This is a genomic window from Bacillus sp. FSL W7-1034 (genome assembly GCF_038593365.1).
GTDB classification, from domain to species: domain Bacteria; phylum Bacillota; class Bacilli; order Bacillales; family Bacillaceae; genus Bacillus; species Bacillus altitudinis.
Genome location: NZ_CP151989.1, coordinates 510,361 through 523,699 on the forward strand (window position 1 = coordinate 510,361; position 13,339 = coordinate 523,699).

The 13,339-nt window shown below is 41.3% G+C and carries 8 protein-coding genes and 1 riboswitch; all 8 genes read left to right on the forward strand.

Going from position 1 to position 13,339, the window contains the following annotated elements; translation table 11 throughout:
- Positions 1 to 35 precede the first annotated feature (35 nt).
- The gene (locus NST73_RS02440) at positions 36 to 2,222 is read left to right on the forward strand and encodes a DNA topoisomerase III (protein WP_045035034.1); all 2,187 of its coding nucleotides are present in this window, start codon (positions 36 to 38) and stop codon (positions 2,220 to 2,222) included.
- A gap of 197 nt (positions 2,223 to 2,419) precedes the next feature.
- Positions 2,420 to 3,502, forward strand: a complete 1,083-nt coding sequence (locus NST73_RS02445; RefSeq protein ID WP_173407773.1) for a glycosyl hydrolase family 8 — start codon at positions 2,420 to 2,422, stop codon at positions 3,500 to 3,502.
- On the forward strand, positions 3,483 to 4,334 hold the full coding sequence (locus NST73_RS02450; RefSeq protein WP_024720232.1) for a GGDEF domain-containing protein: 852 nt from the start codon (positions 3,483 to 3,485) through the stop codon (positions 4,332 to 4,334). The genes NST73_RS02445 and NST73_RS02450 overlap by 20 nt, the downstream gene beginning before the upstream one ends.
- On the forward strand, positions 4,324 to 6,039 hold the full coding sequence (locus NST73_RS02455; protein WP_342499355.1) for a DUF2334 domain-containing protein: 1,716 nt from the start codon (positions 4,324 to 4,326) through the stop codon (positions 6,037 to 6,039). Before NST73_RS02450 ends, NST73_RS02455 begins: the two co-directional genes overlap by 11 nt.
- The gene (locus NST73_RS02460; RefSeq protein WP_342499356.1) at positions 6,032 to 7,300 is read left to right on the forward strand and encodes a glycosyltransferase; all 1,269 of its coding nucleotides are present in this window, start codon (positions 6,032 to 6,034) and stop codon (positions 7,298 to 7,300) included. The genes NST73_RS02455 and NST73_RS02460 overlap by 8 nt, the downstream gene beginning before the upstream one ends.
- A gap of 4 nt (positions 7,301 to 7,304) precedes the next feature.
- Positions 7,305 to 9,386 carry a cellulose biosynthesis cyclic di-GMP-binding regulatory protein BcsB gene (locus tag NST73_RS02465; RefSeq protein ID WP_342499357.1) on the forward strand — a complete coding sequence of 694 codons (2,082 nt, stop codon included), beginning with the start codon at positions 7,305 to 7,307 and terminating at the stop codon, positions 9,384 to 9,386.
- Between the two features lie 66 nt (positions 9,387 to 9,452).
- A riboswitch (cyclic di-AMP (ydaO/yuaA leader) is annotated at positions 9,453 to 9,600 on the forward strand.
- Positions 9,601 to 9,712: 112 nt separating this feature from the next.
- Positions 9,713 to 11,539: an APC family permease gene (locus tag NST73_RS02470; RefSeq protein ID WP_035703793.1), complete on the forward strand. Its 1,827-nt coding sequence runs from the start codon at positions 9,713 to 9,715 to the stop codon at positions 11,537 to 11,539.
- Between the two features lie 70 nt (positions 11,540 to 11,609).
- On the forward strand, positions 11,610 to 13,331 hold the full coding sequence (locus NST73_RS02475; RefSeq protein WP_342499358.1) for a pyruvate oxidase: 1,722 nt from the start codon (positions 11,610 to 11,612) through the stop codon (positions 13,329 to 13,331).
- The last annotated feature ends 8 nt before the right edge of the window (positions 13,332 to 13,339 follow it).

The following is a 13,339-nucleotide window of genomic DNA, read 5'->3' on the forward strand; positions in this document are numbered from 1 at the left end:
AAAAGGATGGATAGAAGAAAGAGATGTGAAATTTCGTGTCAAAAACAGTTGTATTAGCAGAGAAACCTTCGGTAGGACGTGACCTTGCACGTGTGCTGAAGTGTCATAAAAAAGGAAATGGTTTCTTAGAAGGAGATCAATACATTGTCACGTGGGCGCTGGGCCACTTGGTGACACTGGCTGATCCAGAAGGCTACGGGAAAGAATTTCAATCCTGGCGCCTAGAGGATTTACCAATTATTCCAGAACCACTCAAGCTTGTCGTGATGAAAAAGACAGGGAAGCAGTTCCAAGCGGTCAAAGCGCAGCTGGCGAGAAAAGATGTAAAAGACATTGTCATCGCAACAGATGCTGGACGTGAAGGGGAGCTTGTGGCAAGGTGGATTCTTGAAAAAGCACATGTGAAAAAGCCTCTAAAACGTTTATGGATTTCGTCTGTTACAGACAAAGCCATTCAAGAAGGGTTCAAACGATTAAAAGACGGCAGAGAGTATGACAACTTGTACCGCTCTGCGGTTGCGCGTGCAGAGGCCGACTGGATTGTAGGGATCAACGCAACAAGAGCGCTGACAACGAAGTTCAATGCGCAGTTATCCTGTGGACGTGTGCAAACGCCAACGATTGCTATGATCGCCAAGCGAGAGGAAGACATTCAGCAATTCCAGCCGAAGCCGTTCTTTGGGCTGACTGCACAAGTTGACGGACTGACGCTGACTTGGCAGGATGCAAAGACAAAACAAAACCGTACATTCCAAGAGGATGTAGTGAAGGAGCGCTTGGCAGCCTGTAAAGGAAAATCTGCAGTGATTGATGCACTGAAAAAAACAGCGAAAAAATCCTTTGCTCCAGGGTTGTATGACCTGACAGAATTGCAGCGTGATGCCCATAAACGCTACGGTTTTTCAGCAAAAGAAACACTGTCTACACTTCAGCGTCTGTATGAGCAGCATAAGCTCGTCACGTACCCGCGTACGGATTCACGTTTCATTTCGGCAGATATCGTGCCTACATTAAAAGATCGACTCAAAGGAATGAACGTTAGACCTTACGCGCAGCATGTGAATCGCATTTTACAATCAGGCATTAAAGCACATAAAGGATTCGTCAACGATGCCAAAGTGTCAGATCACCATGCGATCATTCCAACCGAGGAAGAGCTGTATCCAGGTGCATTAAGCGATAAAGAGCGTAAATTATATGACCTGATTGCCAAGCGATTCCTCGCTGTACTGATGACCCCTTTTGAATATGAGGAAACAACAGTGATCGCCAAGATCGGCAGTGAGACATTCACAGCGAAAGGAAAAATTGTGCAATCAGCCGGTTGGAAAGCCGTGTACGATGATTCCTATGAAGACGAGGAATCAGCCGAAGCAGATCAGCACTTGCCGGCATTAACAGAGGGGCAGTCACTTGACGTACGCCAATTAAAAGAGACAAAAGGCGAAACGAAACCTCCTGCTCGTTTTAACGAAGCGACCCTTTTATCTGCCATGGAGAACCCGTCTGCATTTATGGAGAACAAGGAAAAAGACTTAGTGAAAACCCTTGGCGAAACGGGTGGATTGGGGACAGTGGCAACTAGAGCTGATATCATTGAGAAACTGTTTAACAGCTTCTTAATTGAGAAAAAAGGCAAAGACATCTTCATCACATCGAAAGGGAAGCAGCTTCTTTCTTTAGTACCTGAAGATTTAAAGTCACCTGCTTTAACAGCGGAATGGGAACAAAAGCTTTCTAAAATTGCGAAAGGCCAATTGAAAGCTTCTCAATTCATGAGTGAAATGAAGTCATATGCAAAACAAGCCGTATCTGAAATCAAACAAACGAACCAAACCTTTAAGCATGACAACATGACAGGCACACATTGCCCTGACTGCGGAAAACTCATGTTAAAAGTGAACGGGAAAAACGGCACCATGCTTGTTTGTCAGGATAGAGAATGTGGACATCGAAAAAATGTGGCAAAGAAAACAAATGCACGCTGCCCGAACTGTCATAAAAAGCTTGAGCTACGAGGAGAAGGTGATGGCAAAATATTTGCCTGTGTTTGTGGTCATAGAGAGAAACTGTCTGTTTTCGAAAAACGCAAATCACAATCCAATCAAAAACGAGCCAGTAAGCACGATGTGTCCAAATATATGAAGAAACAAAAGAAAGTGGAAGAACCAATCAATAACGCACTTGCAGAACAATTGAAGAAACTAAAATTAGATCAATAGTTGTGTAAAAACCCATGTGAATTCGCATGGGTTTTTTGTTTGTTAGAGTATTTTGACATGTTGTTTTTCTGTAAATGGGAATATGTAAGCGAAAAGACTCGTAATTTGGTATAAAATATTTATTTTCATTTAAACAGAAACGCTCTATAATAAATCGTTAGATGCTTAGAGAGAACAAGGATTGAAAGGGGACACGAATGGATACACCCATATATCGTACAGCTATCGCTATACTCATTGTCATTCTACTAGGCGGATGTACCTGGAAACAGCAGCAACATTCAGCTCAACCAGAACCTGCAAAGCCAGTATTGTCAGGAGAGTACTTTATGACTCACCACTTAATGACAGATCAAGGCATGATCCGGACCTCGCTTGCGGAGCAGCCTACTTACTTATCAGAATCGCTCGGACTTTGGATGGATTATCTTGTTAGAAAAAAAGATCAAACATCTTTTGATCAACAGGTAGACGTCCTGCGCACTCAATTCTTACTGGAACATGATCTTCTTAGCTGGCAAATCGAATCTCATCAAAAAAGCAAAGTCAATGCTTTAGTTGATGACTTACGCGTAGTTACAGCGCTTCAAAAAGCAGATCAATTGTGGCAGAAGTCAGTGTATCAAACCACAGCCAAAAAAATCGCCAAAGCGTTAAAAGACAAAAACATGTTCAAGGGTATGTTGACCGACTATTATGATGCATCGACAAAGCAAACTTCACATACAATCACACTTTCATATCTTGACCCAAAAGCAATCAAAGAACTAGTATCCCTCCACCTATTCACAGAACAAATGATGAACAACCAATTGGCCATTCTAAAAAATGCACCGAGACAAAAAGGATTTTTTCCAAAATCCTATGACATAGCGAAGAAAGTCTACTCATTTGATCAGGAAATCAACTTGATCGACCAGCTTTATACGGCTCTTTATGCCGAACGTGCACAGGTTGATACAACAGTCATCATGAAATGGCTGAAAACCAACTTCCAAAAGGAAGGAAAACTGTATGGACGATATAAACTGAGCACATTACAGCCAGCAGTGACGTATGAATCGCCTTCAGTCTATGCACTGGTGATCTTATATGCACTCAAACAAGGAGAAGATGATTTTGCAAAAGACGTCTATCACCGAATGAAAGAGCTGCAAATCCAAGATCCTCTCAAGCCTTATTACGGAGGCTATATGAACGAAAAAGATACACACTCATTTGATAATTTATTGCCTCTAATTGCAGAAAGGGAGCTTCTAAATGAAAAGGTTATTCAGTAACACCTATCGCACGTATTATACGGTGCTCCTCACGTTTGCGGGACTCATTTTATTTATGGGCTACTTGAATGGACGTGATGCGGAGAGTGTCATGATCATCACACTCACATTTGTCGTGATAGGATGCGGCATTTTATTTGGTATTTTGCCAGCATTGGTTTTTACTTTGTTGATTTTGTTCTTTATAGGAAGCGGGATGTTCTTTACAGAGCTTGGTCACACAAATTCACTCTTTTCTCATCAAACGTTGCAAGATGTCGTGATATGGGGCGTGGCGCTTCTCTTTTTTGCTATTTCTGCTGGAAACGTGCATGAGCGAATAAAAACGATGCGTTACACCATTGACCAACAAAAGAGGGCCATCAAACAATTTGTAGCGATTGACTCAACCACAGGATTTGACAATGCAGAGCGGATGAGACTCGAGTTGTCTGAGGAAATGAAACGAGCAGAACGATACAAACAGCCATTCGTCTTTATCCTTCTTCATATGCACTACTCAGCGGAATTCAAAACATTATATGGAGAAAAAGAAATGCAACATCTTTTCCAGCAACTCAGTATGAAGATTCGCGAAAGTGTGAGAGAAACCGATAAGAAATTTCGATTATCCGAAGAACGAATGGGTCTCTTGCTCACTCACACACCTGAAGAAAATGTCTCGATCGTTCTTGATAAGCTAAAGGATAAACTGCAAACGCATGTCCTGCTAAATGGTCGTGAAGTGACCTTAACTTTTCATGTCTGTCATTTAACAAGCAGCTCGGACTATCGGACACCAGAGCAATTTTTAGAAGAACTAGAAAACGAGATGATGATGAATGAACTTTAATGTTTTGACGAAATGTTGTTTGTTAATCGTTCTTTTCTCTATGCTTTCGATCAAAGACAGTACATCAGCCGGTGCACTTGAGAAAGAGTCAAGGACCCTCATCGTCTATTCCACACAAACAGGTGAGGCAACGCCAACTGTTCATATGCTTGATGTACTTGTGGGGCATTTTTCCACACGAACGACCATTTTATCTGATGAACAAATCACTGAAAAGAACCTCAATGACTCTCAGCTAGTTATCTATATAGGTGAAGAAAAGAGAACGTTGAAAGCACAAACCATTCGTCTCATAAACGAATCAAAACGCTTAATCGCAATAGGATACAATGCGGAACAGCTTCGCCCATTCTCCACGCTTACTTTTCACAAACAAGATCACATCAGTCAAATCAAAGATACTGATGATCAAGAATACCGTCAGCTTGAGAGAGGAATCACAGCTCAGACGGTTCAAGGGACAGATCTGCAACGTAAATTCTTATTGAAGAAAAATCAAGCTGAACAGCCATTTGTGATTCAAACAAAAGAAGGTGCGGCATATGTCGGAATGCTAAATATCCTTCAGCACGACAAGCTGCTTGCAGAGGTGCTGGAAAGTCTCCTGCCGGCTTCTAATCAAACGACGACAAAGTACTTACAGATTGAGAAGATTAACCCCGTCACGGATGAGAAGAAGTTACTTGAACTTGGACGATACGTAACAGCTCGCCATATCCCTTTTCTGCTGGCGGTGACCCCTATATGGATTGATCCAGCAACAGGGGATGAAGTGACGCTCAGTGACCGGCCTAAACTTGTCCACGTGTTAACACAATTGCAAAGCAATGGAGCTAGTGTCGTTCTTCATGGGTTTAGCCGTACGTATCGAACGGAGGAGTCGGGTAAAGGCTTTGAATTCTGGGATGTAAAGTACGATCAGCCCGTTACGTCAAATGAACCAGAGAAAGCTGATCAGCAGCTGAACAAAAGCTTTTTTCCGAATGAAAAAGATTTTAATGCGTATATCAAATCCAATCAACATCAAGAAGCCATCTATACAGAAGAAAAGCTGACAAAAGGCATTGAACTGCTCGCGCAGCTGGGATTATATCCGCTTGCATTTGAAGTGCCAAATGACGCCATTTCCCTGCAAGGCTATGAAGTGATTTCCCGCCATATGTCCAGTCTATTTGGACAGGTGCAGCTCTCAGACCGTACATGGAAAACAAGTAGTGCATCACCATTTTTGTCGACACCCGCCATGCTTCATGGCATGACTTTATATCCTGAACAGTCTATAGATATAGCATCTGACCAAGAAGGTGCAAACATACTGACTGAGCAGACAATTCAATCCATGCAGCATATCCAATCCGCCGCCATTGGGCTGTCCTATGATGTGGAAGCGGGGATAGATGGGCTGCAAGATGTAATCACACAAATGGATGCGATCCCTTCTAGTGAATGGCTAGATTTAAAGAAAACAAAACAGACTGTTCAAACTCAGAATGTCCAGATCAAAACAGTAGGAAATGGACATATTCAAATAGAGCAATCCAATATAGCTGAAACAAAAACAAACAAACGAAGCGGGATGGAAAATATGCTTCGAATACTCACAGTGGTGGTGCTGCTCTTTATTGTGGCATTTGCTTTTTACACATTGTATTTAAGGCTGACGATGAAAAAACGGATCTTTAAGGAGAGAAAATCAGGTGGCTGATATCTTATTTTACCTATCATTAATACTGATTTGGATCATGCTCCTATATCATATGTTTCTGATGCAGGGAGGCTTTCAGCACTATTTAACTTACGAAAAAGTGCTGCCTAAATGGACGAAACAAGGGAAAGATCTGCCGACCGTCAGCATTCTCATTCCAGCACATAATGAAGAAGTGGTCATTCGGCAGACGCTAAAAGCCATGGTCCAGTTATCCTATCCCAAACACCTTCTTGAAATCATTGTGATTAATGACAATTCCTCTGATCGTACAGGGGAGATTGTGCAATCATTTAGTGAGCAATACGATTATGTCCATATGATTGAAACAAAGCCGCCATTTGCAGGGAAGGGGAAATCTACTGCACTGAATGAAGGCTTGAAGGCTTCGACAGGAGACGTTATTTGTGTATACGATGCAGATAATATGCCTGAAAAGAAAGCCGTCTACCATTTGGTTCTTGGATTATTGAATGATCCTAAAGCAGGTGCTGTTGTCGGGAAATTCAGGGTCATCAATGCAGCCAAAAACCTCCTGACAAAATTCATTAACATAGAAACGATCTGCTTCCAGTGGATGGCGCAAGGCGGGAGATGGAAATGGTTTGGCATTGCGACAATACCAGGCACCAACTTTGCGATCCGCCGGCACATTTTAGAAGAGCTTGGCGGCTGGGATGTCCATGCACTAGCTGAAGACACTGAATTAACAATTCGTGTGTATAATCTGGGCTATGTGATTCGGTTCTTTCCTGCTGCGATTACATGGGAACAAGAGCCTGAAACATGGAAAGTCTGGTGGCGGCAGAGAACACGCTGGGCTAGAGGCAACCAATATGTTGTGCTCAAATTTTTAAGGCAGTTTATGAAATTAAAACGAAAACGAATGATTTTCGATTTATTTTATTTTTTCTTTACGTATTTCTTATTTTTCTTTGGTGTACTGCTCTCCAACAGCATTTTTATCGTAAACTTATTCGTTGATCTTCACTTATCTGTGGGAGCTGTGGCACTCATCCTATGGGGGTTAGCCTTCTTCCTCTTTTTAACAGAAGTGATGATTACGTTAAGCATAGAGAAAACAGAGCTGACCAAACAAAACATTCTCATTGTCGTTCTCATGTACTTTACCTATTCCCAAGTATGGATTGCGCTTGTTGTGTACTCCTTATGTGTAGAGGTGAAAAGCCGATTATTGAAACAAGAAGTGAAATGGTACAAAACCGAGCGTTACAATCAACAACAAAAGAAAAGCGGGTGACATATTGAAATCGTTAAAATGGTTGATTTATATATTAGGATTATCCTTAGCGATCCAGCCTTTTTTCATGGCAGGTCAAGCAATGGCGCAATCCAACCGAGTTCAAGTCAAAGATGATTGGGTTCAATCTTCAAAAGAAAGCAAAACAAAAACGCAGCATCTATCAGAAGACGTAGTGACCTTATATGGACAAGAAGACCGCACTGATTTTACCTATCAAGTGGATCAGGAAAAAACAGAGTCAAGCACATTGACGTTAAATATAGAGACTTCACCATTATTGATTTCACCTTCCTCATTCACTGTTATGATTGATGGAGAGATCGAAAAGACCATCCCTGTATCAGGGAAAAACCAGAAGAAATCGATTCAAATCAAGTTGAACAAAGCACAATTGAAAAAAGGTACTCACCGCATTCAGGTCACCTTTTATGGTGTTTTAAAAGAAGGCGTGTGTATCAACCAAGAGACACCTGCTAATTGGCTAAAAGTGTATCCTGAAAGTGAACTTACATTCAAAGGAATCCAGACAAAAGATTTCACATTAGATAGCTTTCCATCACCTTTTATTCAAACAGGTGATCAGAAAGAACAGACAGACATTGTAATTCCTAATTCACCGGATGCAGCTGAATTAGAAGCAGCCATCAAAGTATATCGTACGTTGAAAAACAAAGATCACCAAAAAGAGATCAAACTGATCCAAGAAAAGGACATCAAGCAAGTGGCGCACCCAACGATTGCTGTGGGAGCTAAAGGAAGCTGGGATGGACGGATGAAATCGATTGAACAAGCTGCAGGAATTAAAACAAAAAGCAGTCATCTTACGGTAGCGATGAGAACTTTGACAGCAAAGAAAACAGAACAGCCCATTTTATTTGTGACAGCGGAAAAGCCTGTGACAATCGCTGGAAAAATCAATGTTCTGACTCAGTCAGAATTAACGGATCAACTGACTGGAACAGACCTAGTGCTTCAAAAGGCTGCAGCTCAAACGTCTAAACCATCTTACAAGATTCCTTTGAAAGATTTTGGCGGAGATGATGTCACGGTTGGGACCAACAAGACGGTATCCGACCACTACTATTATCCGAAAGCGCTACTGGCTAACCAAAAATCAGGTGCAAAGCTCAATCTTTCATTCAAAAAATCTGATACAGCGGCAAGCAAAACAGAACGGTTAACTGTTATGATCAATGACGAACCGCACGACGTACCATTAACAAAACTAGGCAGCAAAGATGCGAATGGATTCTATCATGTCTCGATTCCAGTAGATTCAAAGATACTTCAAAAAAATGAATATATTGATTTGCAATTTGTCACAAGTGGTTTTAAAAACATGGAATCCTGCAGACATACGGATGAAGAAGGCTGGATATTCATTGACAAAAATAGCTCTTTACAAATACCAGAAGGAACAACGAGTGAAAAGCCAGATTTAGCCGCATGGCCGCTCCCGTTCACTTCGAAAAATACATTGATCATCATACCAGATCAAATCAAACGTGAAACAATCAATCAAATGGCCATGCTGACGGAATCTTTTAGTCAGCCAGAAGTAGCTCAATATCATTTAATGAAAGCTTCTCAAGTGACAAATGAACAATTGAAAAATCACCCTCTCATTTTTATCGGAGGCATTCAAACATTCTCTCTTCTGAAAGAAAAAGCAGCCGATCTCGTTGTTCCGGTGAAAAAGGATCAGTATGATGTATCTTCTTTCGGCATGATCAACGAAACAACGGCTCGAATTGTATGGACGCAGCCATCTGTTTGGAATAAAGAACAGACAATGACAGTCTTTTCAGGAATGACTGCAGCTGAAGCTAACGTGTCAAATGAAGTAATGCAATTTCTTCAAACAAATACAGAAAAAGCAACAGTTGCAATAGAGAGTAAAAACAAAGGTGTGTTTACTAATCATCAATCCGTCAGCAGCACATCGAGCAGTCTGAAAACAAGTGAAAAACAAAGCAGCAGCGAGTCTTGGATTTACTTTGCGTGTATCGCTGCACTCATCCTTTTTGTGCTTTTAATGATTGTCTATTTCGTACGAAAATACCGTAAAAAGACTGAGTTCTAAACGATCAAAAGACCTTGAAAAAATCTCTTTACTTTGGTGTCAAACGGGAGTATGATCTCTTTTATAAAAGACCAATCGCTGAATCATTTCGATGAGCGGGGGAACCAATTGTGGTGGTATAAAACACCACGTGGGGTGAATCCTTTTAAGGTAGGGCAAAATCTCATGCGCCCGAATCCGTCAGCTAACCTCGTAAGCGTTAAAGAGAGCAAAGACCAACCTGTGATCTAAACAATAGGCACAGGGGCATTCTATTGCCTCTGTGTCTTTTTGGCGATCCAAATTTTGTAACTCAAATCGTTTGACACTAAAGGAGCGGGCATCACATGTACAGTTTGATGAAGCGTATTTTAATTGGTAAACCATTAAAATCACAGGCAGCAGGAGAACAAAAACTATCAAAAATCAAAGCTTTGGCATTATTGTCATCAGACGCATTGTCGTCAGTCGCATACGGTACAGAACAAATCTTGATTGTTCTATCAGTTGTTAGTGCGGCAGCGTTTTGGTACTCACTCCCGATTGCAGGTTGTGTATTAATTCTTTTAATGGCGTTAATTCTATCTTACCGCCAGATTATTTATGCTTATCCAGAAGGCGGCGGAGCGTATGTCGTCTCCAGCAGAAACTTAGGTGAAAAACCAGGGCTGGTTGCTGGTGGATCATTACTCGTCGATTACATTTTAACCGTAGCAGTGAGCATTTCTGCTGGGACCGATGCAATCACATCGGCTTTTCCAGCTCTATATCCATATCATGTCATGATCTCAATCGTATTAGTCCTAGTGATTATGGTGTTAAACCTTCGTGGACTGACAGAGTCGGCATCTATTTTGGCTTATCCTGTGTACCTATTTGTCTTTTCATTGCTCATTTTAATTGGAGTGGGCGGTTTTAAACTATTAACAGGGCAAGTGCCGCCAGCACCTGAACATACAGCATTTGGCACACATGTATCAGGCATCACGTTATTTCTTTTATTAAAGGCATTTTCGTCTGGCTGTTCTGCTTTAACTGGTGTTGAAGCGATTTCTAATACAATTCCATCCTTTAAAAAACCAGCTGCACAAAATGCAGCGAGAACTTTATTGATGATGGGTGGATTACTGGCCGTTCTATTTGTAGGAGTGACATTACTTGCGTTTGGTTTTGGCATCTCGCCAAAGCCAGAAGAAACGGTTGTGTCACAGATTGCATCAGACACATTTGGACGGACATTTTTCTACTATGTCATTCAAGCTGTCACAGCTTTAATTTTAATATTAGCGGCTAACACAGGTTTTTCAGCTTTTCCATTATTGGCTGTCAACTTAGCAAAAGATAAATATATGCCACGCATGTTTACAGTGAGAGGAGATCGGCTCGGTTATTCCAATGGTATTATCTTTTTAGGTGTAGCTTCTATGCTGCTCATTTGGCTATTTGATGGGAAAACGGAACACCTCATTCCACTTTATGCTGTCGGTGTGTTTATTCCATTTACCTTGTCTCAGACAGGTATGTGTGTAAAGTGGATTCGTGAAAAACCACAGGGATGGAAAGTGAAAATGCCTATCAATATCGTAGGAGCACTTATTTCATTTACGGTTTTCATGATTCTCATTTTGACCAAGTTCCATCTTGTATGGCCGGTATTTGTTTTCATGCCAATTGTTCTATTTATTTTTTATTCTATTAAGAAACATTATCTGTCTGTTGGAGAACAATTACGTTTATTGAATGAAACCGAGCCTGTCGAAATCAAAGGGAATGTGGTCATCGTCCCAATAGCAGGTGTCACACGTGTCGTCGAACAATCTGTGCAATATGCAAAATCCTTATCAGACCAGGTCATAGCGGTTCATGTATCGTTTGATAAAGAGAAAGACAAGAAAATTGAAGCTGATTGGGAAAAGCTGAATAGTGATGTGCGTCTTGTGATTTTACATTCGTCTTATCGAAGTCTCATTCACCCGCTTGATAAGTTTCTTGAAACGATTGAAGCGAAAGCAAATGCGCATCAATATAGAGTGATGGTACTCGTCCCTCAATTTATTCCGAAAAAAAGATGGCACACCATTTTGCATAATCAATCTGCTTTCTTATTGAGGTTCCGTTTATTATGGAAACGGGATATTGTTGTCGCCACTCTTCCATATCACTTTAAAAAGTAACAAGAGCAAGTTGAAACGTTTGATCAAAAGGGTGCGGTGGTATGGAGTAAGAAAAAAGGAGTTTTCTCACATGCCGCAAAGAACCGCAGGAAAAGAAGTAACAGCGCTACTGGAAGAGTGGGGCGTGAAACATATTTATGGAATGCCCGGCGACAGTATTAACGAATTAATCGAAGAACTAAGGCATGAATCAAGCAAAATTCAATTTATACAAACAAGACATGAAGAAGTGGCAGCACTTTCAGCAGCAGCTGATGCGAAACTAACAGGCAAACTTGGTGTTTGTTTATCAATTGCTGGGCCAGGTGCTGTCCACTTATTAAATGGACTATACGATGCAAAAGCGGATGGTGCACCTGTATTAGCGATTGCAGGGCAGGTTGCCTCAACTGAAGTAGGCAGAGATGCATTTCAAGAAATCAAATTAGAGCGGATGTTTGACGATGTTGCTGTCTTTAATCAGCAAGTACAAACAGCAGAAGCTCTGCCTGACTTATTGAATCAAGCCATCAAAGCTGCTTATACCCATAAAGGGGTGGCAGTTCTCACTGTCTCAGATGATTTATTTTCTCAGAAAATTAAGCGGAGTCCCGTTTATACATCACCTCTTTATGTAGAGGGAGATGTGCGGCCGAAGAAAGATCAACTGCTAAAGGCTGCTCAACTCATTAACAATGCGAAGAAGCCAGTCATCTTAGCAGGAAAAGGATTAAGAAATGCTAAAGAAGAACTTCTTTCGTTTTCAGAAAAGGCAGCTGCACCAATCGTCATTACACTTCCTGCAAAAGGTGTTGTTCCAGACAGGCATCCATACTTTTTAGGGAACCTAGGTCAGATCGGGACGAAGCCTGCATATGAAGCAATGGAAGAGTGCGATTTATTAATCATGCTTGGAACCTCCTTCCCATATAGGGATTACTTACCAGAAGACACACCTGCCATTCAATTGGATATCAAACCGGATCAGATCGGTAAAAGATATCCAGTAGAAGTGGGGATTGTAAGTGACAGTAAGACTGGTCTTCATGAACTAACCTCTTATATTGAATATAAAGAGCAACGCGGTTTCCTTGAAGCTTGTACAGAGCATATGATGAAGTGGCGAGAAGAAATGGATAAGGAAAAATCTATTGCCACATCACCGCTTAAACCGCAGCAAGTCATCGCTAGATTAGAGGAAGCGGTCGATGATGATGCCATTCTTTCAGTTGATGTCGGTAATGTGACGGTATGGATGGCACGTCACTTCGAAATGAAGCAGCAGGATTTCATTATTTCCAGCTGGCTTGCCACAATGGGCTGTGGTTTACCTGGCGCAATATCAGCTAAATTAAACGAACCAAACCGCCAAGCCATTGCTGTCTGTGGTGACGGAGGCTTCACAATGGTGATGCAAGATTTTGTGACGGCGGTAAAATATAAACTGCCAATTGTCGTTGTGATTTTAAACAACAACAACCTTGGTATGATTGAATATGAACAACAGGTAAAAGGCAACATCAACTATGGTATAGAGCTGGAAGATATTGATTTTGCAAAATTTGCAGAAGCATGCGGTGGTAAAGGAATCTCGGTGTCATCACATGAAGAACTAGCACCAGCCTTTGATCAAGCACTTCAAGCTGAGAAACCTGTGATCATTGATGTTGCGGTGACCAATGAACCACCGTTACCTGGTAAAATCACTTACACACAAGCAGCGGGCTTTAGTAAATATTTATTGAAAAAATTCTTTGAAAAAGGTGAGCTGGATATCCCTCCACTCAAGAGAAGCCTTAAACGCTTTTTCTAAACAGCAGG